Annotated in this window: 24 protein-coding genes and 3 pseudogenes; 14 read left to right on the top strand and 13 right to left on the bottom strand. The window is 48.3% G+C overall.

What is annotated here, in order from left to right; translation table 11 throughout:
- Positions 1-219: 219 nt before the first annotated feature.
- Together fnr and ogt are read right to left on the bottom strand one after the other, a co-directional pair.
- Positions 220-972, bottom strand: a complete 753-nt coding sequence (gene fnr, locus VJY99_RS09535) for a fumarate/nitrate reduction transcriptional regulator Fnr (protein WP_064547179.1) — start codon at positions 970-972, stop codon at positions 220-222.
- Positions 973-1171: 199 nt separating this feature from the next.
- Positions 1172-1687, bottom strand: coding sequence for a methylated-DNA--[protein]-cysteine S-methyltransferase (gene ogt, locus VJY99_RS09530; protein ID WP_324117809.1), 516 nt, complete (start codon positions 1685-1687; stop codon positions 1172-1174).
- 169 nt (positions 1688-1856) lie between these two features.
- Here ogt and smrA point away from each other — a divergent pair, with 169 nt between their 5' ends.
- Positions 1857-2420 carry a DNA endonuclease SmrA gene (smrA, locus tag VJY99_RS09525; protein WP_324117808.1) on the top strand — a complete coding sequence of 188 codons (564 nt, stop codon included), beginning with the start codon at positions 1857-1859 and terminating at the stop codon, positions 2418-2420.
- A 106-nt stretch (positions 2421-2526) separates the two neighbouring features.
- Here smrA and VJY99_RS09520 read toward each other — a convergent pair whose 3' ends face one another.
- Positions 2527-3333: an IclR family transcriptional regulator domain-containing protein gene (locus VJY99_RS09520; RefSeq protein WP_324117807.1), complete on the bottom strand. Its 807-nt coding sequence runs from the start codon at positions 3331-3333 to the stop codon at positions 2527-2529.
- Positions 3334-3504: 171 nt separating this feature from the next.
- On the opposite strand from VJY99_RS09520, the gene VJY99_RS09515 reads away from it, so the two are divergent.
- From VJY99_RS09515 to pcaC, 6 genes are read left to right on the top strand one after another with little or no spacing between them, the layout of a single operon-like run.
- Positions 3505-4188: a 3-oxoacid CoA-transferase subunit A gene (locus VJY99_RS09515; protein ID WP_324117806.1), complete on the top strand. Its 684-nt coding sequence runs from the start codon at positions 3505-3507 to the stop codon at positions 4186-4188.
- 11 nt (positions 4189-4199) lie between these two features.
- Entirely contained in the window at positions 4200-4856 is a 657-nt protein-coding gene (locus VJY99_RS09510) for a 3-oxoacid CoA-transferase subunit B (RefSeq protein ID WP_324117805.1), read from the top strand.
- A 9-nt stretch (positions 4857-4865) separates the two neighbouring features.
- On the top strand, positions 4866-6068 hold the full coding sequence (gene pcaF, locus VJY99_RS09505) for a 3-oxoadipyl-CoA thiolase (RefSeq protein WP_324117804.1): 1203 nt from the start codon (positions 4866-4868) through the stop codon (positions 6066-6068).
- A 9-nt stretch (positions 6069-6077) separates the two neighbouring features.
- A complete protein-coding gene (locus VJY99_RS09500) occupies positions 6078-7433 on the top strand; it encodes a 3-carboxy-cis,cis-muconate cycloisomerase (RefSeq protein ID WP_324117803.1) in 1356 nt (451 codons plus the stop codon).
- Complete coding sequence (gene pcaD, locus VJY99_RS09495; RefSeq protein WP_324117802.1) at positions 7430-8188, top strand: 3-oxoadipate enol-lactonase; 759 nt, start codon at positions 7430-7432, stop codon at positions 8186-8188. The genes VJY99_RS09500 and pcaD overlap by 4 nt, the downstream gene beginning before the upstream one ends.
- Position 8189: 1 nt before the next feature.
- Positions 8190-8576 carry a 4-carboxymuconolactone decarboxylase gene (gene pcaC, locus VJY99_RS09490; RefSeq protein ID WP_324117801.1) on the top strand — a complete coding sequence of 129 codons (387 nt, stop codon included), beginning with the start codon at positions 8190-8192 and terminating at the stop codon, positions 8574-8576.
- A gap of 79 nt (positions 8577-8655) precedes the next feature.
- Here the strand turns inward: pcaC and pcaQ are convergent, their stop codons facing one another.
- The 6 genes from pcaQ to VJY99_RS09460 form a co-directional block, all read right to left on the bottom strand.
- Positions 8656-9579, bottom strand: coding sequence for a pca operon transcription factor PcaQ (pcaQ, locus tag VJY99_RS09485; RefSeq protein ID WP_324117800.1), 924 nt, complete (start codon positions 9577-9579; stop codon positions 8656-8658).
- Between the two features lie 627 nt (positions 9580-10206).
- Entirely contained in the window at positions 10207-11385 is a 1179-nt protein-coding gene (gene manA / locus VJY99_RS09480; protein WP_324117799.1) for a mannose-6-phosphate isomerase, class I, read from the bottom strand.
- Positions 11382-12791, bottom strand: coding sequence for a glycoside hydrolase family 1 protein (locus VJY99_RS09475; RefSeq protein ID WP_324117798.1), 1410 nt, complete (start codon positions 12789-12791; stop codon positions 11382-11384). The genes manA and VJY99_RS09475 overlap by 4 nt, the downstream gene beginning before the upstream one ends.
- 70 nt (positions 12792-12861) lie before the next feature.
- Positions 12862-15057 (bottom strand): CBM35 domain-containing protein, encoded by a 2196-nt coding sequence (locus VJY99_RS09470; protein WP_324117797.1) that lies wholly within the window; start codon positions 15055-15057, stop codon positions 12862-12864.
- Positions 15058-15068: 11 nt separating this feature from the next.
- Positions 15069-16406 (bottom strand): carbohydrate porin, encoded by a 1338-nt coding sequence (locus VJY99_RS09465; protein ID WP_324117796.1) that lies wholly within the window; start codon positions 16404-16406, stop codon positions 15069-15071.
- Positions 16407-16645: 239 nt separating this feature from the next.
- On the bottom strand, positions 16646-17920 hold the full coding sequence (locus tag VJY99_RS09460; protein WP_324117811.1) for a PTS sugar transporter subunit IIC: 1275 nt from the start codon (positions 17918-17920) through the stop codon (positions 16646-16648).
- A gap of 178 nt (positions 17921-18098) precedes the next feature.
- Between VJY99_RS09460 and VJY99_RS09455 the strand changes: the two genes are divergently transcribed.
- From VJY99_RS09455 to VJY99_RS09440, 4 genes and pseudogenes are all read left to right on the top strand, one after another.
- On the top strand, positions 18099-18413 hold the full coding sequence (locus VJY99_RS09455; RefSeq protein WP_324117795.1) for a PTS sugar transporter subunit IIB: 315 nt from the start codon (positions 18099-18101) through the stop codon (positions 18411-18413).
- Positions 18414-18423: 10 nt separating this feature from the next.
- Complete coding sequence (locus VJY99_RS09450) at positions 18424-19749, top strand: PTS sugar transporter subunit IIC (RefSeq protein ID WP_324117794.1); 1326 nt, start codon at positions 18424-18426, stop codon at positions 19747-19749.
- A 29-nt stretch (positions 19750-19778) separates the two neighbouring features.
- Positions 19779-20084, top strand: a complete 306-nt coding sequence (locus VJY99_RS09445; protein WP_324117793.1) for a PTS lactose/cellobiose transporter subunit IIA — start codon at positions 19779-19781, stop codon at positions 20082-20084.
- 53 nt (positions 20085-20137) lie between these two features.
- A pseudogene (locus VJY99_RS09440) lies at positions 20138-20800 on the top strand (ROK family protein); the annotation flags it as partial.
- A 28-nt stretch (positions 20801-20828) separates the two neighbouring features.
- Here the strand turns inward: VJY99_RS09440 and VJY99_RS09435 are convergent.
- Positions 20829-22037, bottom strand: coding sequence for an IS256 family transposase (locus VJY99_RS09435; RefSeq protein ID WP_324117792.1), 1209 nt, complete (start codon positions 22035-22037; stop codon positions 20829-20831).
- Between the two features lie 80 nt (positions 22038-22117).
- Here VJY99_RS09435 and VJY99_RS09430 point away from each other — a divergent pair.
- Together VJY99_RS09430 and VJY99_RS09425 are read left to right on the top strand one after the other, a co-directional pair.
- Positions 22118-22381: pseudogene (locus tag VJY99_RS09430) on the top strand (ROK family protein); the annotation flags it as partial.
- An 82-nt stretch (positions 22382-22463) separates the two neighbouring features.
- Entirely contained in the window at positions 22464-23426 is a 963-nt protein-coding gene (locus VJY99_RS09425) for a LacI family DNA-binding transcriptional regulator (RefSeq protein WP_324117791.1), read from the top strand.
- A 257-nt stretch (positions 23427-23683) separates the two neighbouring features.
- On the opposite strand, the pseudogene VJY99_RS09420 reads toward VJY99_RS09425, so the two are convergent.
- A pseudogene (locus tag VJY99_RS09420) lies at positions 23684-23815 on the bottom strand (IS3 family transposase); the annotation flags it as partial.
- A gap of 286 nt (positions 23816-24101) precedes the next feature.
- Between VJY99_RS09420 and VJY99_RS09415 the strand changes: the two are divergent.
- Positions 24102-25001, top strand: a complete 900-nt coding sequence (locus tag VJY99_RS09415; protein WP_324117790.1) for a dihydrodipicolinate synthase family protein — start codon at positions 24102-24104, stop codon at positions 24999-25001.
- A 351-nt stretch (positions 25002-25352) separates the two neighbouring features.
- Here the strand turns inward: VJY99_RS09415 and VJY99_RS09410 are convergent, their stop codons facing one another.
- Positions 25353-26471 (bottom strand): NADH-dependent flavin oxidoreductase, encoded by a 1119-nt coding sequence (locus VJY99_RS09410; RefSeq protein ID WP_324117789.1) that lies wholly within the window; start codon positions 26469-26471, stop codon positions 25353-25355.
- Positions 26472-26483: 12 nt separating this feature from the next.
- The coding region (locus VJY99_RS09405; protein WP_324117788.1) for an alpha/beta hydrolase at positions 26484-26826 on the bottom strand (343 nt) is incomplete at its 5' end.

Here is a 26826-nt window from a genome sequence, read left to right as displayed (position 1 = left end):
TGCAAATAAACGGCACGCCGAAGGGCGGGTTGATCGTCCTGATTGGGATCTATAGCGACTAGCATGTTTTGATATTTTGCCATACAGGTCTCCTTACAACTGCTTAACCACAGTCTGTTAAGTAAGATTAACCTATATGTGTAGAATGAAACAGGTGATAACCCATTGCCGGATCAATAAATCAGGAAAATTTAGAGATCCGACCTTGGGAAGCAGAAATCAGGCAACGTTGCGCGATTGACCAGCGAGTTGTGCAAGAATTTCGCTATTTTCGATAGTAATGTACTTACCTTTCACTGCCAGCATGCCACTTTTCTGGAAGCGACCTAACAGGCGACTGATGGTTTCAACGGTCAGGCCCAAATAGTTACCGATGTCACCGCGCGTCATGGTCAGACGGAATTCCCGAGGTGAGAAACCGCGCTGGGCAAAGCGACGTGAAAGGTTATAGATAAACGCGGCCAAACGCTCTTCTGCATTCTTTTTAGAAAGCAGCAGAATCATATCCTGATCACCCTTAATTTCCCCGCTCATCAAACGCATCATCTGCTGGCGCAGGTTTGGCATTTTACCGGACAAATCATCAAGTGTTTCGAACGGGATTTCGCAAACCATTGAGGTTTCTAGCGCTTGTGCGAAACTTGGGTGCATTCCCGTCCCGATTGCATCAAAGCCCACTAAATCACCGGCCAAATGGAAGCCTGTAATTTGTTCGTCACCTTGTTCTGTGATGGTGTAGCTTTTAATGGTCCCTGAACGAATAGCGTACAGCGACTTCAGCTCATCACCGGCCTTAAACAGGGTTTGTCCCTTCTGAATAGGCTTCTTACGCTCGATGATATTATCAAGCTGATCAAGCTCATGTTCATTGAGTGTGAAGGGGATGCATAATTGGCTGATGCTGCAATCCTGACAATGGATAGCACAACCGCCAGACTGAATGCGTCGAATAATTCGCTTTTCAGGGATCATAGATATGCTCGGGCCGTTATTGATATTGGTCAATTTTAACATCTTTTTCTTGAGCACGTAAGTATGATGAAATCCCATTAAAAACATTATGACTGTAAAAAATAAGGAATACAGATGTATCCCATTGAAACTATTGATGCCGTCAAGGGGTACACATTATTTTTGGTCAAATAAAGAACAATGTGCTGCGCACAAATACCTAAAGCAGCAAGTATCCTTCATGACGTAATAGCCACTCTTTGCGACCCACACCACCAGCATAACCTGTCATGGTGCCATTACGGCCAATGACGCGATGACACGGCACCACCACACTCACGGGGTTGGAACCATTGGCTGCGCCGACTGCTCGGGCGGCACCTGGTCTGCCAAGTTGGTCAGCTAATTGCCCGTAATGCATCACCTGACCGCACGGGATGGTACGCAATGTTTGCCACACTTCCCGTTGAAATGCAGTCCCAGCCGTGGCGGTAGGCAGTGTTTCAATCACCGCCAAATCACCGTCAAAATAGTCACTCAGCTTATCGCTGAGCCCGTCAGGATTGGCACAAGCCACACGCTGATAGCCATTGACACCATAATGAAGACCCAGTAATTGCACCATTCTGTCGCTATGTTCTTCCCATTCCACGGCGCGTAAATGGTAAAGCTCATCGCAAATTACCCATAGCGGGCCTAATGGCGTAACGATTTTGTCTTCTAACAGTGTCAGCATTCTGTGCTCCGGTTAATTGAGGTGCAGGTAAACCCTGGCCCAATAGAGATGCCCACAAGATATCACGCCCCCCGTAGCCGCAACCAGACACCCAAATAAATCAGCGGATAATGCATTGCGAATAATTTTGTATATAGTGATTTCAGAATTAAGCCTGGAGGATTTTCCCATGAGCCTTGACGAAAAATCGCTGTTTCTTGACGCCATGGAGGATGTCAAACCGCTGAAAGACTGTAACAGCAGTCAGTGGTTGAAACCGGTGAAAGAGAAGGTGGTGCAGAAACTCGATACCGTTCAGCTTGATAACTTCCTGACCACCGATTTTCTGGAAATTATTCCACTAAGCACTTTGCTTGAATTTAAGCGTGAAGGGCTGCAAACCGGTGTGCTGGATAAACTGCGCCACGGCAAATACAAACAGGAAGCCAGCCTCAACCTGATTCGCCAGCCAGTAGAACAGTGCCGCCAGCTGCTTTTCGCTTATATTCAGCAAGCGAAAAAAGAGGGCCTGCGTAATTTGCTGATCGTTCATTGCAAAGGGCGCGAAGATAAATCCCACGCCAATATCGTCCGCAGCTACGTCGCCCGATGGCTGCCAGAGTTTGATGAAGTGCAAGCTTTTTGCAGCGCCATGCCGCATCACGGTGGCAGCGGGGCGTGCTATGTGGCGCTCAAAAAATCCGACCAAGCAAAAGCCGAAAACTGGGAGCGACACGCAAAACGCAGTCGCTAAATATTTCTTTCGGCGATTCATTGGTGGATGGCCCCCTACAACGACCACAACACAGGGGCTTTCGTCGGTCGGATAAGTGCCGCGCCATCCGATATTTCCCACCCTCTTATTTCAACAACAACGACAACTCTTCTGCCGCTTCTTGCAATTTAGGCAGCACGCGTGTGCGCAACTCTTGTGCTGAAACCTGGCCTGCGTGAACGCCAACGTTCAGTGCGGCAACCACCACCCCATCAGGATTTGTGAGCGGAACGGCAATCGAACGCAACCCCATCTCTAATTCCTGATCATTGAGTGCGTAACCCTGCTGGCGCACGCGTTTCAACTCCTCACGCAGTTTGCTCACGGAATCCACCGTTTGCGGCGTATAGCGGATCATGGAGATACGCCCAAGAAAATCATTGAGCTGTTCTTCCGGTAAATAACTCAACAACACGCGGCCCATTGACGTCGACCAGGCGGGCAGGCGGCTACCGATATCTAAATCAATGGTCATAATGCGTGAGCTGGAAGCGCGGGCGATATACAAAATATCGTCGCCATCAAGCGTGGCAATCGAGCAAGATTCATTGAGCATTTCGCTTAAATGTTTCAGCACGGGTTGTGTCGATCTCGCCAGTGGCGTTGAGGCCAGATAAGCATGGCCGAGGGCTAAAATTCGTGGTCGCAATTGGTAGTTTTTGCCATCTTCCGCATAGACAAAACCAAGCTTACCTAGCGTGTACAAACAACGCCGCACCGCCGCACGAGGTATCCCGGTTTTCTGGCTGATTTGTGAGATGGACAACTGCCGACGTTGAGGAGTGAACGCCTGAATCACCTCCAAACCGCGCGCCAGTGACGCCATAAAATTGGGATCGCCTTTAAACGGATCACCACCACTTGCCGCCAACTCATCGCCTTGAATTTCCATTCTGTTCTCCTGAAATTTTCGCCGTTGATCACACTATGAATACAAACATACACGATGTTCGATAATCGCACCATATTTCGATTATCGCCCTTGACCAACTTCGTTAACGGAGTCACATTTTGTGCGAACAACGCAATCTTGTGCGAAATGCGCACACCAAGGAGAACCGTGATGATCAACAAAAGTGTGGCTTCGCTTGAAGAGGCAGTCGCCGGAATTTTCGATGGGGCAACCATCATGATTGGTGGCTTCGGCACTGCGGGCCAGCCAACTCATCTTATCGATGCGCTGATTGCCCAGGGCGCGAAAGACCTGACCATTATCAATAATAACGCGGGTAACGGTGAAGTCGGGCTTGCGGCACTGTTGAAGGCCGGACGGGTGCGAAAAATGGTCTGCTCATTCCCACGCCAGGTGGATTCACAGATTTTTGATGACCTGTATCGCCGTGGCAAAGTCGAACTGGAACTGGTGCCGCAAGGCAACCTCGCCGCGCGTATTCAAGCCGCGGGTTCAGGTTTGGGCGCGGTATTCACGCCAACGGGTTACGGTACGCCACTCGCTGAAGGCAAAGAAACACGTGAAATCGACGGGCGCCACTATGTGCTGGAATACCCATTGAAAGCGGACTTCGCGTTAATCAAAGCTTATGAAGGCGACCGTTGGGGTAACCTGGTTTATCGCAAAGCGGCACGTAACTTTGGGCCAATCATGGCCACCGCCGCGACCGTCACTATTGCCGAAGTCAGCCGCTTGGTGCAATTGGGCGAGCTGGACCCGGAAAATATCATCACACCAGGGATTTTTGTCCAGCGCTTGGTCGCTGTCGAAAACTCATTGGCACAGAGCGCATAAGGAGCCTTGAGATGAAAAAATTAACGCGTGATGAAATGGCAAAACGTGTCGCATGTGATATTCCCGAAGGCGCTTATGTAAACCTCGGCATTGGCTTGCCGACGCGCATTGCCAACTACCTGCCAGCAGATAAAGAAATCTTCTTGCACAGCGAAAACGGGTTGCTCGGTATGGGGCCAAAACCCGCAGAAGGCGAAGAAGATCCCGAATTGATCAACGCAGGGAAAGAGTTCGTCACGCTGCTGACGGGCGGCTGCTTTTTCCACCATGGCGACTCCTTTGCCATGATGCGTGGCGGCCATCTCGATATTTGCGTGCTGGGCGCCTATCAGGTCTCAGCCAGTGGTGATTTGGCAAACTGGAGCACCGGTGCGCCGGATTCTATTCCGGCAGTCGGTGGCGCGATGGACTTAGCCATCGGCGCACGTCAGGTGTTTGTGATGATGGATCACCTCACCCGTGACGGCGAATGCAAACTGGTGGAAACCTGTTCTTATCCGCTCACTGGAATTGGCTGTGTCAGCCGCATTTATACCGACCTTGCGGTGATTGATATCACTGACAAAGGGCCAGTGGTACGCGAAATCTTCAACGGCCTGTCATTTGAAGAATTACAACGAATGACACCGGTCACTCTTGGTTTTGAACAACTGGCAGAAAGCGCGTAAGGAAATATGATGAATCAAGCATTTATCTGTGATGGAGTGCGTACTCCTTTTGGGCGTTTTGGTGGCACACTGTCAACGGTGCGTAGCGATGATTTAGCCGCGTTACCCTTAAAAGCATTAATGGAACGCCACCCAAACGTGGACTGGTCGGCGGTAGATGATGTGATTTACGGTTGTGCAAACCAGGCCGGTGAAGATAACCGTAACGTCGCGCGCATGGCGTTACTACTGGCGGGAATGCCTGAAACCGTACCCGGCACCACCATCAACCGTTTATGCGGTTCAAGCCTTGATGCGCTAGGTGTGGCGGCACGGGCGATTAAAAGCGGTGAAACGCAGCTAATGATCGCCGGTGGCGTGGAAAGTATGTCACGTGCACCGTTTGTCATGGGTAAAGCGGAAAGCGCCTTTAGCCGCAGTATGAAAATGGAAGACACCACTATCGGATGGCGTTTTATCAACCCGTTGATGAAGGCACAATACGGGGTGGATGCGATGCCGGAAACGGCGGAAAACGTTGCGACTGACTTCAATATCAACCGCGAAGATCAAGACGCTTTTGCGTTACGCAGCCAGCTCCGCACCGCGCGTGCTCAGGAAATGGGTATTTTTGACGATGAGTTGATTCCCGTTTCCATCGCACAGCGCAAAGGTGATGCGTTGGTGTTTAGCCGCGACGAACATCCGCGTTCCACCTCGATTGAGTCGCTGGCAAAACTAAAAGGCGTGGTTCGTGCTGACGGTACCGTCACCGCCGGGAATGCCTCGGGGGTTAACGATGGAGCTTGTGCTTTATTACTTGCCAGCGAACTGGCACTCAACACCCACGGTTTACAGCCATTGGCGCGTGTCGTGGGTGTGGCAACAGCCGGTGTCGCACCGCGTATTATGGGTTTTGGCCCAGCACCTGCGGTACGCAAAGTGCTCGCGCAAACCGGGTTAACCCTCGCGCAGATGGATGTTATCGAATTAAATGAAGCCTTTGCGGCACAAGCTCTGGCGGTGATGCGTGACCTGGGTTTGCCGGATGACGCAGAACATGTTAATCCGAATGGTGGAGCTATTGCGTTAGGGCATCCGTTAGGGGCTTCAGGTGGGCGTCTGGCGATGACCGCCGCATATCAGCTTAAGCGTAGCGGCGGACGTTATGCGCTTTGTACTATGTGTATCGGTGTGGGTCAGGGGATTGCACTGATTATTGAACGCGTTTAAGGAGCAGGCATGACACTGTTTACCCCAATGTTACGTGCATCATCGTTGACCGAGATTTTCAGCGACGAGAGCACGTTACAAGGGATGCTGGATTTTGAAGCAGCACTGGCACGGGCGACAGCGCTTTGTGGGGTTACCCCCGAGTCGGCTATAAAGATGATTTCCGCGCAGTGTCAGGTCACTAAACTCGATATCCCGGCTTTAGCGCAGGCGGCGGCGAGTGCCGGAAATCTGGCCATCCCGCTGGTAAAACAGCTCACGGCCAACGTCAAACAGCAGGACGAACAGGCGGCGCGGTATGTTCACTGGGGCGCAACCAGCCAGGACGTCATCGATACCGGCCTGATTTTGCAGCTGCGTGATGCGCTCAAGGCCAGTGAAACCCTGCTTGAGCAGTTAATTTCTGCGTTAATTAACAAAATCCAGCGTCATCAGCACAGCGTAATGCCGGGCCGTACGTGGATGCAGCATGCGCTGCCGATTACATTTGGCTTGAAACTCGCCGGTACGCTCGATGCGCTTTTGCGCTGGCAACAGCGTCTGCATGAAATGAAACCTCGCGTGTTAGTGCTGCAATTTGGCGGTGCCGCGGGGACGTTGGCTTCGCTAAACGAGCAGGGCGCAGCCGTTGCGCGGGCGTTAGCAAACCAGCTTGCGCTCAACCAGGCCGATACTCCATGGCACAGCCAGCGCGACCGGCTGCTTGAAGTCGCCAGCTGGTTTGCGGGAGTGAGTGCTACGCTAGGTAAATTCGCCAACGACTTTGCATTGTTGATGCAGACCGAAGTGGCGGAAGTCGGTGAACCGGTTGCCGAAGGGCGCGGGGGTTCCTCCACTATGCCCCATAAACGCAATCCGGTAAGTTGTGCAGCAATCCTGACTGCCACTACCCGTATTCCTGGCCTGATGGCGACGCTGTATGCCAGCCAAAACCAGCAACATGAAAGAGCGCTCGGGGGTTGGCAAGCGGAATGGGAAACGCTTCCGCAGTTGGTGACCCTGACCGGTGGCGTGATGCAAACGACGCTGGAATTGATTAGCGGAATGCAGGTTCATACCGACAAAATGCGCACCAATCTGGATATTACCCACGGCCTGATTATGGCGGAATCCGTCACTCTTGAGCTTGCGAAATCACTCGGTAAACAGGCGGCGCATCATCTTGTGGAGCAGCTTTGCCATCGTGCGCTGGATGAAAACCAGCCCCTTGCGGCATTGCTCGCACAACATCCGCAGGTCACACCGCATCTTTCTGCGACACAAATTGAACATCTGCTCGACCCGCAACATGCCCTTGGCAGCAACGACACGTTCATCAACCAGGTTTTGATGCGGGCGGCACAACAAAACAGGGAGTCAACATGAGCCATTATTATCAACTGGAAGGGCCGAGCGGCGCGCCGGTCGTGGTGTTGTCGAATTCATTGGGCACCACATTTGAAATGTGGCAGCCACAAATGGCGGCACTACTGGAGAACTTCCGCGTGCTGCGTTATGACACGCACGGCCACGGGCGTACGCTCAATAACGAGAAAACCACGTTGCCACAGTTGGCGGAGGATGTCCTCAGCGTGATGGATGACGCGGGAGTCCGGCAGGCGCACTTCTGCGGGATTTCGATGGGCGGCCTAACGGGCCTGTGGCTGGCACGTTTTGCACCAGAGCGTTTTCTTTCCGTGACGGTGGCCAATAGCGCGGCAAAAATCGGCGAACAGAGCGGCTGGCTGGAACGTGCACGGACTGTGCGTCACGAAGGCATGGAGGCGATTGCCAAAAGCGCGCCATCCCGCTGGTTTACCGACGGTTTTGTGAAGCACCATTCTGCGCAAGTTGAAGCCCTGTGCAGCACCCTGGCGCAGATAAATCCTGAAGGTTACGCTTCTTGTTGTGAAGCATTAGCGGCGGCGGATCTGCGCGGCGAAATCGGGTCTATTACATTGCCGATGCTGTTTATTGCCGGTGTTGACGACCCAGTTTGCAGCGTGGCAGACAGCGAATTTATGCAAAAGCAGATCAGCCATTCGCATCTGGTGACGCTCAAAGCCTCGCACCTCTCCAGCATCGAGGACGCGCACGCGTTCAACGTTGCACTGCTCAACTTTATTCAACAGGACGACTGAAATGAAGGATGAAGATCACTACCAACAAGGGATGGAAGTGCGTCGTGCCGTGCTGGGTGATAAACACGTTGACCGCACATTGTCGCAGCTCACACCGCTAAATGAAGAGTTCCAGAACTTCATTACGCGCTACGCCTGGGGCGATATCTGGACGCGTCCGGGCCTTGAGCGCCATACCCGCAGCATGATAACCATCGCTATGCTGATTGCGCTAAATCGTGAAGCGGAGCTGAAAATGCACCTGCGTGCCGCGTTTAATAACGGTGTGACACGTGATGAACTCAAAGAGTTGATTATGCACTCAGCACTGTATTGCGGTTTACCTGCGGCCAACGCCACCATGCATTTGGCACAACAGGTGTTTGATGAGATAGACGCCGTAAGCTAATGAATGTCGAATGACGCAGTACTTATCCGGCCTACGCGTTGTCGTTGTAGGCTGGATAAGCCCCAGGCGTCATCCACCATCAACTCGGAATTGACTTGCGAATCGAGGCCAGCAAGATTTGCGCGGCAATCGATAACGGCGTATCCACCCGAGTTAACACACCAATCGGTTCGCCTGCACCCTGAGTCGTGACCGGCAATGAGGTCAAGGTTCCTTGACGTAAATCCTCTTTCACCGCCCCCGATGGCACAAACCACACGTAGTTAAAGTCGACAGTAAGTTGACGGGAAAGCGAAGCGGAAAGCGTTTCAACGCAGGAAGCTGGCATTTTGCAGCCCTGGCTTGAGAGCAACGTTTCGGCATTTTGACGCGGGATCGTCCCTTTTGGCGAAACCACCACCGGCCACTCCATCACTTTACTCAGCGTGATGTTTTCGTGCAGTAACGGATGGCCGGGGCGCACCACCAGTTTTAATGACTCGAGGAACAACAGCTCATAATTCAGCCCGGTCATCAATTCTGGGTCGGACATTCGACCGATACCTAAATCCAGCTCGCCAGATTTTAATCCTGACAGCAGCATGGTGTTGTTCATGGTGGCAACTTGCAGCGTCACATCGCTTTGCTGTTTGTGAAACTGGCCGATAACTTTTGGCAAAATACCCAGCGCGGCAGTGGGCAGCGCCCCCACGCGAATAACGGTAGTGCTTTTGCCATCTTTCTGGTTGAGCGATTGCCCAGCATGATTCAACGCATCCAGCACCTTAACGGCGTGCGTCAGGAACTGCTCGCCCATCAACGTCATTTGCGCGCCAAGACGCCCGCGATCAAACAAACGCGTGCCAGTTAACTGCTCAAGCTCATTAAGCGTCTTCGACAATGCCGGTTGGCTAAGATTAAGTGTTTCAGCTGCGCGCCCCAGTGTTCCCTGTTGAGCAACAGCCACGAAAGTATGAAGATGGCGCAAGCGAATGCGCTGACTGAACAAACCGTTTTTTTCCATAACCTGATGTTAAAAACGACCCGTTGCGCTGACAAGATAAGTTGTTTAATTTTGATAACTTGCTAGCAAAATTTCATTAACAACTGAGTTCGTTTGATAACAAAAGGTGAGGGGGAACAGCCTAAGGCTGGGAGGTTTATTGGAACTTGGGATGGTTCCAATAAATTTTGCGGATGATGCTTGTCCGCGATGGTTCCGTTCACTGAGCGTTCTGTGTTTCCTGAAGCCACCGAATCGGTGAACGTATCAAGAGGGCTACCGCACATTCTTGTGCCGAACCACTTCGTGGCCAACGCAAGCGTTGTTCAAAAATGTTCCTGACATTTTTGTCGGCGGGGAGGTTGAGGGGATTCTTACATAATCACTAGTGAGAAAAATGATAAATAAAGAACCCGTGGCGAGGTTGGGTCTTGTCATAACAGATGTGGCCAGTTTTGCTTGACCACTACAACCCTTAGCAGGAATGCGTACTGTTCAGCGAGTCATTGAGACCAGGCCGTAACGGCTTCTCTTATCCCTTTGGTTAATTCAAACTGGACGGGGCTACCATTCTTCAACAGGAGACGCCAAAGCCTAAATATCTATCAAAAGCCCACAGAAATCTGTGAGCTTAAAAGAATCTAAAAACTAACCATAAACTCTGCATAACGAGCCTGTAACTGTGAGAGTCCAGTCATTGGCTGTTGCCGGAATAAAAACCGATTGGCCGGTCCTGATAGTTAACGTTTCACCATCGGCGTGTTGTAGTGAAGCGTTTCCATTAATCACCAAAAGAATTTCTGCGCTTTGGGTGTGAATCGGCAAATTGTGAACATCTTTGATCACACTAAAGTGAAAATCATCTACCGGAATAGGGTAGCTGGCTTGCCCATTTTCCTCTACAGGCGCCATCAGAAGTGATTTCAGAGGCGTAGGTACAAATGAAGTGCAGGTAACCAGTTCTTTAAGATTAATTTTTTTCCCCGTTAAGCCTGCCCGCAGTACATTATCTGAACTCGCCATCACCTCGATGGCTGTCCCCTGTACATAGGCATGCAGCGTGCCCGGGTGTAGAAACATGGCTTCACCGGGTTGCAGAGTAATGCAGTTCAGGAATAACGGAGCCAGAACGCCTGTGTCATGCGGGTAATACTGGTAAAGTTTATGAATAAAGCGTGCCAGATTATCGCCATACAATTTTTGTGCATCACTTACCAGTCGTTGTAACGCTTCCTTTTTAACCCCTTCAGACAATTGCATAATCTCGATGAAAAAAGCCTGTACCCCTTCAGTATCAGGTTGCTGTTCAAGAACTTTTATTGCGCCGCGGAGTCCCTCTATATCAAGCATTTTAAAATGCACAATAATTTCACCTGGTTCACGAAAACCATTCATCGCCATAAAGGGGGTAATGGCGTACACCAGTTCAGGCTTGTGGTTCGCATCGTTATAGTCAGGGGTGTCAGATGTTAAATTTTCCTGTGTGGCATACCCTAACTCAGCCTGTTCTTTTTGGGGATGGACCTGAATGGACAAAGCACTATCAGCAGCAAGTATTTTCAGCAAATAGGGTAAGTCGCCAAATCGTTCAGCGGTTGCCGCGCCGAGCATGGCCATTTTGTCACTGGCAATTAGTTTAGTCAGAAGAAGGGGCGATCCTTCCACTGTGACTTGGGAAATACCCGCGGGGTGAACTCCCATCCACAACTCTGCTTGCGGTTGGTCATCAGGATTTAAAACATGAAAGCGCTGATTCAGAGCATTATGGCTGCCCCATGGATAATTTTTTACTGCGTTGGTTAAAGTGTAAAAACAACGTTGACTCACAACGAGTGCTCCTTGCAGACAAACTGATTACTTTGAGCTAATGCCCTGAACCAAACACCGTTACGTTTGATATGGCGTTCACCAGTGTCGAGATCGAGGCGGTAAAAACCATAACGGCGTTTAAAGGAGTTAATCCACGACCAGTTATCAATGAATGTCCATTGGTGTAAGCCGAAGCAGTTAGCGCCATCGGAAATTGCTCGGTGTAGCTGAACCAGATGTTCTTCCATCAGGCTAATTCGGAAACTGTCGTCAATAACGCCATCTGGTTGTACTGGCCCCTCTGACTCAAGATCCATCGCAATACCTATTTCCGCTAAATACCATTTAATGTTGCCGTAGTTTTCGCGAATATTAGTTGCAATGTCGTAGATAGCCTGTGGATGGATTTCGTTATTATCGCGATAAGGGTTGAAGCGACCATTCGGGTCAATATAGTTTTCAAAATAGAATTCAGGCGTAAAGTAGTCGAGCGTGTATTCCGCCTCTCGTGCCTTAACGCGGCGTGGCACGTAGTAATTCACTCCCAGGAAATCGACTCGTGAATCAGTGATCAACGTGACATCTGTTTTATTGATTTCTGGCAGGCAGTTATGAGCAGCCAGTAATTCGCACAGCTCTTTGGGAAACTGGTGTTTAACCAGCGGATCAAGAAAGCTGCGGTTAAACAGTAAATCTGCATACCAGGCTGCTTTTTTATCTGCTGTTGAATCACTACGAGTATAGGTAGGAGTCAGGTTGATAACGACGCCAATCTCCCCACCTAAATTTAATTCACGATAGCAATTTACCGCTTTGGCATGAGCCAGCATGATGTTGAAACCAACCTGCGCTGCAAGCTTGCCATCTTTTTTACACGGATAATGGAAGTCATAAAGGTAGCCACCTTCTACAGGTACAATAGGCTCGTTGAAGGTTATCCAGTATTTTATTTTGTGGCCAAAAAGCTTAAACGCAGTAGCTGCAAAGCGGGCAAACAGGTCGGTAACATGGTTCGATTCGAATCCGCCGTAACGCTGTTGCAACTCTTCTGGCATATCGAAATGATAAAGATTAATTATCGGCTCAATACCGTTATTGATCATTTCGTCGAAGTAATCATTATAAAAACGCACAGCGTCTTCATTCGGCGCACCGGTTTCAAAATCTTCAATCAGACGTGACCACTGGATAGAGGTGCGAAACGAGTTAAAGCCGATATTTTTCATCAACTCGACATCTTGTTTGTACTTGTGCAGAGTTTCACAAACTTTTTCAGGGCCAATACCCTGGAAAAAACGCTCGGGATGACTGGCGTGCCAACTGTCCCAAATTGAGCGATGCGGTTTACCTTCAGTCCCTTCTGTTTGTGGACCTGATGCGGCCGCACCCCATAAAAAATTTTCCGGAAACGCATACGTCGTCATGTAACCTCCTCAATGGTTTTGAAACTTTTTCATCAAAAAAAGCTGCGCCCGTAAGAGCGCAGCAAAAGCACTACTCTGCAGTAATCTGAATAGACTTGATGAATATATAACCCCAGTCGCCGGAGAATTTACCGAGACTGATAGTGTTGTTGCCTTGGTTCAGATGAACCGGAATGGTCATCTGCTGACCTTTTTCGTCGGTTTGTGGGAACTCAATTTGCAGTGGTTTATCGCTGTTAACCTGGACCGAGTTTTTCTTGCTTCCCCATTTGGCGTTGAAGTTGAGATGAAGATGATAACCACCTTCCCATGGTGCATTAATCTGCCAACTCACTTTGTCACCTTCGTTAGCGAATGGACCAAGGAAACCATCTTCACTGGCTGTGAGTTGATTTTCCGCGATCTTAATGACATTCACTTTTCCCTGTGTCTGTGCCAATTCTTTACTGTCAAAGTGACAGAAATCAGCAGGGGCTTTGGCCGTTGCTTTTGTAACATTCACATCCACGGTTTTAGCCGTCTTCAGCAGACCGTCATTTGCTGTAAATGTGAGTTGGTAGTCCCCAGACTCAGGGAACCAGACACGAGTAGATACTTTATTGGCATCACAAAAATGGGCCTGTTTTTTCCCTGTGCTGGTCCATTCCACGTTGACCTTACGAGCGGGCAGGTTGTCATCCTCCCAACGCGCATCGAGACTTAGGCCATTATTCTGTGCCGTTGTTGCTTTACGGGGCAGTTCAATAACCGGAGCCTGATTTTTTTGGTTGTGCGTCACGCTAATCACGTTAGAAGGTGCCGATTTTCCGGATTCATTTTTCGCAATGACACGGTAGTAATAAGTTTTACCTAACGTGAGTGATGCGTAGTCGTCACTGAACAAATCCATTGTTGCTGGACTCCACTCCTGAACACCGTCTGAAATATCATGGCCAACAATTTTCCACGGGCCGTTTTTCGACTCAGCACGTTCCACATCGTAGCTGCGACCTACTGATGCCCCCATCCAGTTGATGGCGAATGGTGACTTGGTTTCACGCAGTTTTGGTGCATCCGGAACAGGAAGTGCGGGCGCTTTTTCAAGCCCGGACATCTGCGCTGCGGCAGTACGAACCACGTTAACAACGTCCATTTCCTGATTGGGTTTTCCTTCTACCTGGAAGCCGGGTAAGTGGTAGCTGTAATGACCGGTATACTCTTTGTGCCAGTAAAAACCGCCATCATGGCGATGACCACGGAAACCCCAGATAAAGCCACCAGCAGCTTTAGCTCCGTTAACCTCGGTGTGCACGATCGACTGCATAATATTGTTCAGGTCTTTGCTGTCGAGTAAGCCAAACTCACCGACCAGATAGACTTTCTTACCGCCAATAGCCTGCAAATCCTTCTTCACCTGGTCAGGATGATTATTCCCAGCGTTGGTGTAGTAATGGTTGCTGACGATATCGACATTCGGGTCATTGACAGAAAAATCATTTATCTTTTTATATGTGCCATCAACGACAAGTTGATGAGGTGCCAGATGTTTAATAAGCGCCGCAGTTTGCTTCAGGAAATCAGCATTGGTGTCTTCCAGTTCGTTACCTGTTTCCCAGGCCATAATGGCTTTTTCGTCATAATACGGATGACCCGTTATGGTATTGGTGCGGGTGATGACCTGGCGAATAACATCCTGATAAGCCTTATAGGTCTGACTTTGGGTGTTATAAAAATCTTCTGGTTTTTCGTTATAGAACGCGGCGAGCTGTTCGCGTCCGCCCCACCACCACCAATGGTCGATAAACGGCAGTATTAATCGAAGACCTTGTTTATCGGCCTCGGCGATCATGTTGTCGTAAATCCTCATCGCTTTTTCGTTCAGCTGAGGCATGCCATCGGGTGTTGCAGGAGCCAGAATATGCGTTTCGCGCTCGCAGCCTTTATCGTTTTCCTGCTGGACTGAAAGGACGTAAACGCGTTGGGCTTTTGCCCCTGTTTGTACGATAGCGTGAATCCAGTTTTCCTGTTCTTCAGCGGTTGGCCAGGCAAAATATTGCCCCCAGCCTCGTGGGTCGGCTTTGCAGACGCCACGTGCATCATTTTCAATACGATGTAGCTCTGGTGCGTGTATTCCAGCAAAGCGGAATGTCTGATTACCATCCATTAACTGAGCACCCTGTCGAGTAATAAAATGCTCAAAATGGGATTGTTCAGCAGCCATCACTCCACTGCTGGCTAATGCTACGAGTAGGGACACTAGAAGTACTTTTTTTACAGGTAATTTCATTTTGTCTCTCCTCAGAACCACACTTCGCCCTGAATACCGAAGTTCAGAGTGTCTGTCTTGCCACTACGGCTGTAACCACCGGCACCGATTGTGTTAGTGCTCCAGTCGTAGTTGCCATCCAGTGCATCGGAAACACCTTTGTCCCACTTAGCGTAAGTTGCGAATACGCGAAGTTGCGGACGACTCCAGAAGCCAGAGTCAAATGTCAGTGTTGGAGCGATGGTCACTTTGGTTAAACCACCTTTTCCTTTCCCATCAACACCTTTGTAGTTTTCATCGTCGAGATATTCGTAGCCGACTTCATACTGCATGGCGAAGTTTTTGGTGATTTGCTGATAAGGGCGAACGCCTGCGACCCAACTTGAGCGACCCCATCCGTCGTTATCACTGCTCCACCAACGATAATTTTTATCTTTCTGGTAGAAGGAGAAGGTTGAGACTTCCCAACCGTTGCCAATGGTGGCAACGCCATCGAGAACCAGACGCAATGATTGTGTGTCGTCAAGGTTCGCCCAACCCCAACCGTTTTTACCCAGTGAGTCACCGCCAGCAAGACCGCGACCATACTGGACAACAAATTTTGAGTAGCCGCCGGTCAGTCCGTAGAAACCTTCAAAGTTATAGATGCCGGTGACGCCATAGCCTTTTTCTGCTGCGTCAATATGTTTCTCGTTGTTATTCATGTGGTGAGCAATGAGCTCAAGATCTACTGGAGAACCTGCGATTTTTTTGAACCACAGATTGAGTGAATAATCGTCCGGGTAACCCTGGTCACCTTTATCTACGGGATACGCCTTCGTTTCGTCTGTTGGCGTAAAGGCGTAGATCCCTGCATCGAAATGCGCAAAGCCGATATCCAGGTTATCGAAGCCACCACCCGTACCGTTGTACTGAATGTACTCCCAGTCGAACTGGTGGTTGGATGCGTTAGAGCTGCTATAGCGTTTCCCCGCCCAGAAGGCGACATCAGGTGCAAAATCCAGGTTCGAAAATTCAGCATATCCTTCGCGGAACTGTACGGCTTTGCCATCATCATCAAGGCAGTTCCAGTCAGACGTACATTTTGTCTGGTGAGTAATGTTGGCTTGGATCTTCGCGACAACACCGGAATCTGATTTCAGTTTCACTTGTGGGATCAGTTCGATCTTGGTGTCATCTTCGTTACCGAGACGGAATTTTCCATCAGGCATCAAACCTACCGAGTCCGCACGGTTGCCATCTGACGTCGCAAGGATGCCAGAACGCATATAACCGTGCATGGTGAAGTCGTATTGGTCGGCATGGGCAATGCCGCTGACTACCGAAGCAACCAGTAAAGACAGAGGTAATAATCTGATCAGACTTTTCATGATTTCCCTTTTATTTTTTGATTTAAACAACATCTGAATAACTCGAGGGAAATTTACGGATCATTTACGGAAATGTACATCCAAATACGGAAAGCGCTTTCCGCAATTGCTGGATCATGTCACATAATCTGGTTGAATGCTTAGAGAATCGTGATGAAGATCACATTTTACTTGAGCAGGGGAGAAAAAAAGCCAGTGCTAATTAAACACTGGCTAAAGAAAAATGTGAGTGATGTTGGTTATTTGTTTTCTATTTCAGTGAGTTGCCGTTCATAAACTTTAAAGAATGGACGATAAATCATCCAGGAATTGAAGATAGCGAACAAACACATAAACAGGTTTTTCCAACTTCCATTGGCAGACCATGCTGCACCAAGAGGTGAGGGCATGGACCATGGCAGCATTGCTACTGCGCGATCAAGTACGCCAAGCTGAGTCAGATACCACGCAATACAGGCATTTACCATTGGAACAAAAATAAATGGTATTAAAAACACTGGGTTAAGGATTATTGGGAAGCCGAAAAGTATCGGTTCATTGATATTAAATAGAGAAGGGATAAGACCAATTTTACCAACGCTTTTTAACTGACGAGAACGGCTACGCATTGCCATGAAAATCAACGGTAATGTAGAGCCAATACCGCCAATTAATAAATAAAAATCCCAGAATCCCTGTAGATAAATGTGCGGAAGAGGAGTCATTCCTTGCGCCAAAGCTTGCTGGTTTTCAAACAGATAAGTCATCCAGAAAGGGTTCATTATCCCAGTAACAATCAATGCACCATGAATACCGATAAACCACAGTAAGTTGCAGATAAATAAAGAAATAAGCAATGCGGTTAATGTGTCGGAAGCAATAATAAGTGGGCGTACAGCCTCACTGATGAGTTCCGGTAAAATCAAGCCGGTGGTAATTTTTAACCCGCTGTTAATCAAGGTGATTGACAGCATAATCACCAGTAAGGGTATCAATAACTGAAAGCTGTTACGGGTCATGACCGGAACCTCTTCAGGTAGACGAATATACCAACCCATCTTGTAGAAAAATCGAATTAATTCAATTGTATAAAAACTAGAAGCAAGAGCGCTAAATATCCCCATGCCACCGAGATAAATATTGGCTCCGGCATTCTCTTTAAAACCAATAAACATCAAGAAAGCGAGACACCCTGTTAGACCGGATAACCGTTCGGGAAGCTGATATTGCTTGGCCAGACTGGCACTGGCTCCAAATGCAATGATCAGCGCGACCAGGCCAATCGTTATCTCAAATGTCGGCAATAACATGGGTCGAATAACCTGATAGTACTCTCCATACCATGATAATTCATTGATACTAAAGGGGAGAAAAAGCAGCGGTACCATCAGGCTACCCACTATGACAAAGGGCATCGCAAGGGCAAAACTGTCCCGCATTGCAGTGATGTGCTTATTCCGAGTAAGTAGATTGGCGAAAGGTGTTACACGCTGTTCGATCAGCGTGACAGCAACATTCATAAACTGAATGTTCATGGTGGAACCTATAAAAGACAGAGTAGTTTCAGGATCATCCCCTACATCCAGGTAAAGTGAAAGCGACCATCTGGTGATCGTGCTCACATTTAATGGATTCATTTATGGAAAGCGCTTTCCGTATTATTTCCATGTGATTATAGTCCGCTCATTGTTCTCACACGGTCAGGAGTTATTTATGAAAAAAATCATGCTTTGTTGTTCCGCTGGAATGTCGACCAGTTTGCTGGTTAAAAAAATGGTGGAGGAAGCGGATAAGCGCGGTCTGGAAGTCGATATTAAAGCGTTCGGTGTGGCGGAATTTGAACAACAAGTGGGGAATTACCAGGTTGTTTTGTTGGGGCCTCAAGTGAAGTACATGCAGAAGGATCTACAAAACAAAGCCAGTACTTACGGCATCACTGTCGAACCTATCAACATGATGGATTACGGCATGCAAAAAGGCGCAGCGGTTTTAGATTTTGCCCTTTCCTTAATTGAAAATAATAAATAAAGGATAAAAAATGAGCTCTCTGTACTCTAAATTAATGAGTGTGATTGAGGAAAAAATTACACCAATGGCTGGTGCAGTTGGTCAGCAAAAATATGTTACCTCCATTCGCGATGGTTTTATTCTGGCGCTGCCATTTATGATCGTCGGCTCCTTTATGCTGGTGTTTATCTTCCCGCCGTTTTCGCCAGATAGCAGTTGGGGCTTTGCCCGCGCCTGGTTGCAATTCTCTTTAGATAATCGTGAAAATCTGATGCTGCCGTTTAACTTCAGTATGGGCATCATGACGATATTTATTTCTGTCGGTGTTGCAGCAAGCTTGGCTCGTCATTATGCACTTGATCCGCTGACATCCGGAATGTTGTCGCTGATGGGCTTTTTATTAGTCGCCGCGCCGTTAAAAGACGGACAAATATCAGTGGCTTATTTCTCAGGGCAAGGAATCTTTACCGCACTGCTGGTAGCGATTTATACCACTGAACTGTATGCATTCCTGAAACGCAAAAACATCACTATCCGCTTGCCACCGGAAGTTCCTACCGGCGTTGCGCGTTCATTTGAAATTCTCATTCCTGTTTTGGCTGTTGTATTGACACTGCATCCACTGAATCTGTTTATTGAATCCCAGTTGGGGATGATTCTGCCTGAAGCCATCATGTCTCTGGTGAAACCGCTGGTGGCGGCTTCAGATACTTTGCCAGCCATTCTTCTGTCTGTATTGGTATGCCAGATTCTGTGGTTTGCGGGTATCCACGGTGCGCTCATCGTTACAGGTATCATGAACCCATTCTGGATGGCGAATCTCTCTGTGAACCAGGCCGCGATGGCCGCGGGTACAGTTATTCCACACATCTATGTTCAGGGATTCTGGGACCACTACCTGCTAATCGGTGGTGTAGGTTCGACTTTACCGCTGGCATTTTTGCTGATGCGTAGCAAAGCGGTACACCTGCGCACTATCGGTCGTATGGGCGTAGTACCGGGTCTGTTCAATATTAACGAACCGATCTTGTTTGGTGCGCCAATTATCATGAACCCGCTGTTCTTTATACCATTTGTGCTGGTACCGATGGTAAATGCATCAATGGCTTACTTTGCTCTCGATTTCGGCTTAGTCGCTCGTGTTGTGTCGATGACTCCATGGACAACACCTGCGCCAATAGGAGCATCCTGGGCCGCAAACTGGGCATTGAGTCCAATCATCATGTGTCTGATTTGCATGGTGACAGCAGCAATTATGTATTACCCATTCCTCAAAGCGTATGAAAAGCAATTGCTGGACCAGGAAACCGGGGAGACTAACCAATCCAATACCGTCACTCAGTCTGAAGCAGTGTAATTTTTAATCTTATTAAGTCAGAGGTTGCTATGGAATTAGAAGAACAAGTCATGGGCATTATTATCAACGCCGGGCAATCGCGTAGTTTGTGCTATGAAGCGTTACGCAGTGCCAAAGAGGGTAATTTTGTGGATGCTGATGAAAAGATGGAAGAGGCACAGCATTACGCTCGTGAAGCGCATTTGGTACAAACAAAGCTGATTGAAGCGGATGAGGGTGAGGGGAAAACAAAAATGACACTGGTCATGGTTCATGCTCAAGATCATTTGATGACTTCAATCCTGGCTAAAGAGTTAGTCACCGAATTAATCGATTTATACAAAACACGCCGCTGAGTTCTGTGTCTTTAAGAGAGGCTATGCCTCTCTTCTTTTTTGAGAGGATAACTATGTTTCATCTTGGTCTGGACATTGGCGGAACAAAAATGGAAGCGGTGCTGCTGGATAACAGCGGAACCATTCATTTACGCGAGCGACGCCCTACCTATAAAGAAAGCTACCAGGGGTTTATGGATAACCTGGTTGCATTGATTTGTGACATCAAAAAATCGGTTACAGATGAATTTACCATTGGCATGGGGCTTCCTGGCGCCATTGATCCACATGGTGGATTAATAAAGAATTGTAATTGCCTCGTACTAAATGGGGAAAACTTGCAGGTTGACCTGGCACAGCGAGTAGGACAGCCCGTGTTTTTGGCGAACGATGCCGATTGTTTCACTTTGTCAGAAGCTGTGGATGGCGCAGGGGTAGGGTATAGCACGGTATTTGGTGTGATTGTTGGAACAGGTTGTGGTGGTGGTGTGGTGGTCAATGGCCAGTTACTCCAGGGGCCTAATTCCATCGCAGGCGAATGGGGTCATAATCCGTTACCTGCTTGGGATATCTCAAAAGATGGCCCTGCACAGCCCTGCTATTGTGGACATGAAAATTGTATTGAGAGTTTTATTTCTGGGACAGGATTTACCCGACGTTTTAACAAAGAAAATAACCTACAACAGCATACAGAAACAATCATTGCTGCTGTTGATGCGGGCGATGTAACGACCCTGTAAATAATTCTGTGTAACTGCCACCGTATTAAAGGTGATCGCTCAGGCGGTCACCGAACTCGATAATAAAACGACTCATCGCCAGCCGCCAGTTTTGGATCGGCATACTCCATTTTTTTGACGCATCCTTGATCGCCAGATAAATAACTTTTCGCACCGAGTCGTCTGTCGGGAACACCTTTCGCTTTTTGATAGCTGCACGGATAACGCTGTTCAGCGACTCGATGGCATTCGTGGTGTAGATTGCCTTGCGAATATCAGGCGGATAGCCGAAGAACGTATTGAGATTTTCCCAGTGCGCCCGCCAGCTTTTGCTGATTTGCGGATATTTATCGTCCCAGGCACCCGCGAACGTATCCAGCGCCATCAGCGCGGCTTCCTCTGTCGGAGCCTGATACACCGTTTTCAGCCCGCCGGTGACGGCTTTGTAATCCTTCCACGACACGTATTTCAGGCTGTTGCGCACCATATGGATGATGCACAACTGGATGTGCGTCTGAGGATAAACGCTGTTTATCGCATCCGGGAAGCCCTTCAGCCCGTCCACGCAGGCAATCAGGATATCCTGAAGACCCCGGTTTTTAAGCTCTGTCAGCACACTGAGCCAGAACTTTGCCCCTTCGTTTTCTGCCAGCCACATGCCCAACAATTCTTTCTGGCCTTCGGTATTAATGCCCAGCGCGAGGAATACGGCTTTGTTAATCACGCTGCCGCCGTGACGAACTTTAACCACGATACAGTCAAGATAAACAATGGGATATAGTGCATCCAGAGGTCGATTTTGCCACTCTGTCACCTGTTCTTTAACTGCATCGGTGACTTTAGATATCAGCGTGGGAGACACGTCCGCATCGTACATTTCCTTGAACGTGGCGACGATTTCACGGGTCGTCATGCCTTTGGCGTACAGGGACAAAATCTGACTGTCCATCTGCGTAATACGCGTCTGGTTTTTCTTTATGAGCTGAGGCTCGAAGGTATTTTCTCGGTCACGCGGCGTATTCAGCTCGATCTCACCGTCATCGCACAGCAGTGTTTTGGACGAGTAGCCATTACGGGTGTTTGAGCCTGATTTTGGGGCGTTTTTCTCGTGTCCGAGGTGGTCAGTCAGCTCTGCATTGAGCGCTGTTTCGACGGTTAATTTCGTGAGCATACGAGAAAACGCATTGAGATCGGCTTCGGTTTTAAGGCCTTTAGCCAGTTCAGCCGCAAGGGCTTTGAGTTTCTTTTCGTCCATAATTTGCCTGTCTCCGTTGTTGGAGTGAACATATCAAAAACAGGCAATTACACAATTTTAATTACAGTCTCGATGTAACAGCAGTCGCACACTATAATCATTTTATTGATGCGTTTGCCCGTAGTCTTGCCAGCGTTATCAACATTCTCGATCCTCATGCCATTGTGATTGGTGGTGGGCTATCGAACGTTGAACGTATTTATCAGGATTTACCCTCTGTGGTTGAGAAGTACATTTTCTCTAACGCATTGCATACCACAATCGTCAAAGCGAAGTTCGGAGATTCAAGCGGTGTTCGTGGTGCTGCATGGCTGCCAACCCTTTCATCCCAACGAGGTTTATAAGCTATTTTGCGCACAACCGAGTGCCGAAAACCTATTCTCATTTATGTTACTATAAGGGGAAAACCGTAATACAGAAGACACCATGCCTACTATTGATGATGTTTCAAAGTTAGCCAACGTTTCCCGCGCCACTGTTTCTCGTGTGTTGACGGGGACGCGAGGCGTTCGTGAAGAGAGCCGCGAAGCCGTATTACGGGCAGTGGAGGAGCTCAACTACCACCCAAGTTTTGCCGCGCAGAATCTGGCTAGCAGTACGTCCAGTTATATTGGTATGGTTTTGCCTGCAAATGAGGTTGGATTAAGTGCGACTTTATTGCCTCAGTTATCTCTCGCAGTAAAGTCGCTTAATAAATCATTGATGATTCAATATGTTAATGATAAATCTGAACAAAAAATAGCAGTTGAACATCTGAGGCATCAGTGTGTTGCTGTTGTTACGCTGGGTAAAAATGACGTCACCATTGCAAACAACGTTATCGCGTTTGATGAGTTTTCTTCCTCTGGAACCGCCAGCCAGGGTTACAACTATGCATTTGCAACCGAAAGCGCCTGTAGGTACATACTGGGTAAGGGCCATCGTAACATTGCCTTACTCATAGACAGTGAAGACGACATTGCCAGTAAGCAAATGATGGAAGGTTATCGCAGCGTGCTGCAAAATTACTCTTTACCTTTCAATCGACAGCTGATGATCACTGCCAACAATCATCTCGAGCAAGCACTCCTGACGCTGATTAACAGTTTCACAAAATATACGGCAATTATTGCCAAGCGTGACTGCTATGCTGCAGAAGCGATGCGTTTGCTCCGTGAATTTAATATCGCCATTCCGCAAGAAGTATCATTGGTAAGCCTTGAGGATTCCCCACTCGCGTCATTATTGCATCCACCACTAACCTGTATCTCCTATCCTGTCGATCAGTTACTCGAGCATTGCATACAGCGCATCCGTGCTCTGATTGATGGACATTCGGTCAATGTACCCGAGGGACGTATATTCACTGGGCGCTTGGTTGCTCGAGCTTCGGTTTCGGATCGCAGCTAATTTGGCAAGAAGTGCAGACCAGTCACTGCAAATTGGAGATCCAAAAAATGAGCGTCATATCACATATGTAATATGACGACTAAGGGTTACATCATTAGTGAAATTTGAATGTCCACGGGTTATCAAGTGATCTTCTCCCTGAAAACAGTTCCAGTCTAAACTGAAGTATCCGGTCTTTCTTTCATCTCACAGAGAGACACATCGCCATGAAAAAGCCCCGTTATACCGAAGAACAGATAACTTTTGCGCTTTCACCCCCACAGCGACATCTGTAACGCATCGCAGGTTAGTTGCGCCGTCATCCGTGGTGACATCGACCAACCGTTGACGGCACGGGACCGCAGATCGGTGACCACCGCCAGATACAGCCAGACTTCATCGGTACACAGTAGAACTGCTTTGAGCGAGTAGCAAACGTAATGATTTTTATACTCCATGCGTTCACCCAGATTTAACGTTACGTGCTATTAAGCGAGATCCCCAGTACACGAAGATTCTCATAAAAAACTAAAGAAATAATTATTTTTGCCGTTTTACTCTATACCAACAAAAAAGAATTCTTTTTTAATTTACATCCACAACCCTATGCTTAAGTTTTGTCATATGAGCGAAATGCGCACCGCTAAGTTCTGTAACTCGAAATGAATTTCAGGAAAATAATAATAGGATTCCAGTATGTTTAAAGGATTGTGTGCATTCCCGCTTGCCCCTCTTGAAAATTGTAAATTCGAAGAAAAAACATTTATATCGTTAATTGAAAACCAGGCTAATTCAGGTGTTAATTCCATTGGGGTGCTGGGTTCAACGGGCAGATATGCTTATATGACCCGTGAGCAGCGATACCGAACTACAAAACTGGCTATCAGCGCGGCCGATGGTATCCCAGTGATGATCAGCATAGGTAATGTCGTCCCCGAAGAAGCTCTGAGGATGGCGGAGGATGCGCAAAAAGCCGGAGTGAGTGGCCTGATGCTCTCGCCATTCTTGAATCATAATCTTAGTTCTTATGAAGTGTTTCGTTTGTATGAGCGGTTAACTGCGGAGTTGTCTGTCCCGCTTTGTGTCTACGACAACTGGACCACCACCGGATTTGAATTTACCGATGAGTTACTGATCGCACTTTCATATTTGAACAACGTCGGATCGATCAGACTGGGCGATTTTCTGGTTGAGCGGAGTGCGAGTGCTTCACAGAAACGAGTAAGCAACCTTAAAAGCCGGATTTCAGAAGGTGTCACTATCGGAATAAGTGGTGATTCCCTGTCTGCTGCCGGTCTAATAGCGGGCTGTGATGTCTGGTATTCCATACTCGGAGGGCTGTTCCCTCATTATTCCCTGCGTATGACTCATGCTGCATTGCACGGGGACGAAAGCGAAACCCATCAACTTAATAACGCTCTGGAACCTTTGTGGGTGTTCTACCGCCGTCACGGAAGCTTACGAGTTATTGCGACAGTAGGTGAAATAATGGGTACCGTGGCAACACGCTGCCTTCCTTTTCCGTTACACCCGCTGATCGGTAAAGAACGATCCTCACTTGAGGAGGCATTAGAGAAGTTACAGTTTCTGGCGTGAAATACTCACCACGGTTTTTACTTCTGTGGAGTACTCTGGCCGTGGTGCTCTAGGAATTGTAGTGGCCAACCGATTTTGGTCATCTAAGCAGGAGGTATGAAACGTCCGCAGAACGGTTCAATAAGTGTGTTGCATCCATCGGTTGAGCTCACAGCGAGGAACGGACGTTATGCGTGAAATAATAGCCCTCGAATTTGAAGAAGGCTTAAAGGAATAAGGTAAAATTTACATGACCATAACCCAGTTCATCCCTAAATCTGGCCATGTGAATTTTTAATATGAGCCTTCTAACTTCTACAATAAAATCAAATGTATGTTGATTCTTATCGTCATATTACCGCTGGGTCATATCTAACGAATGTTAAACCAGCCAGTGGTTTCCTCAATTACACGCCAGAGTTTCTGGGGTATAGCTAGTTGCTCAGCGTCAGATGCAGCAATATTGAGAGCAATTTTTCCTTCAGCTTTACCCTCTACGAACTTAACCCAGTCTGGGTTCATCACCATCCCCTGACCTACTGCCGCCAAAGATACTCCTGTTTTAACAGCATCCTCCGCCTGCTCTGGTGTGCGGAGCTGCCCGGCAACAATCAGAGGTATACGCCCCGCAAGGTGATCGCGAACAATTTCGATGACTTTGGGTCCATTCGGTGCATCAACGGGTCTGGCTTCAAGTGCGTTACCGAGTGATACGTGAAGATAATCAATACCCTCATCGACAAGGCGATCAACCAGTTGAAGCGACTCATCAATGCGCAACCCATCTTCGTAATGCTCATCCAGTGAAATGCGGTATCCCATCAGGAAGGGATTAGTTGCATGCTCAGAAATCGTTTTCCGCACACTCTTGATGACGCTGAGTGGGAAACGCATACGGTTTTTAAGAGAGCCGCCCCATTGATCTTCTCTTCGGTTGGAATGAGGGGAGAAAAAGTTCTGGAGTAAAAAACCATGGGCACCATGTAACTCAACACCATCAAATCCTGCTTCTATTGCACGGCGAGTTGCTTCACCGAAAGCCTGAATAACGGTTTCGACTTCAACGCATGTCAGTTCACGAGGGGTAACGGACGGTGCGAAAGGACCGGCGTCACCGGGAACCGCGCTGGCGGCAACAATATCAGAAACCAGTTCAGGGCTGGTTTTCACACCTGCATGGAAAATTTGTAAGATTGCCGGTGCGCCACCGCTTTTAGCAGCCGCTGCCAGGCGCTTTAAACCGGGAATAAATTTGTCGTCATAGGCAGCAAATTCCCCTGTAAATCCAATGCCATTTACCTGAACATGCGTACAGCCAGTAATCACCAGCCCGATGTCCTGAACGCGTCGACGATAATATGCTTCTTCCTCATGAGATACCGTGCCGTCATCATGACCCGCCCAGGTCGTCATTGGGGCCATAACAATACGGTTGCGCAGAGTCACACCTTTACCGAGTGAAACGCTTTCAAGAAGTGGAGTTTGTTTCATGAATAGTCATTCCTATACGAGATTATTCTTGAAGAAAGGAGCCAGCTTACTCGCTGCCACCGCTGCACCCTGACCATCATAGAGATCCATATGCGTCGCACCCGGGATGATATGCAGCGTTTTTTTAACAGAGGCAGCCGTTTTGTGTAATTCCTGACTGTGCCAGAGGGAGCCTGCTTTGCTACCCGCTATAATCAGTAGCGGCTGTGTTAAATAGACATCCGCCCCTTCAAATCCGGTGAAAGACGCCAGCGTACTGATACTGGTCATCAGCATTTGATTGGTGGAAGTCGGATATTTTCCGCGTTCGGTCAGATAATAGTCAGCAGCTTCCTGAAGATCTGTTGGGGCACTG

It is taken from the genome of Buttiauxella sp. (genome assembly GCF_035271705.1).
Taxonomy (GTDB): domain Bacteria; phylum Pseudomonadota; class Gammaproteobacteria; order Enterobacterales; family Enterobacteriaceae; genus Buttiauxella.
The sequence above is the reverse complement of the archived record's forward strand: the minus strand, read 5'-3'. Positions and strand labels throughout refer to the sequence as shown.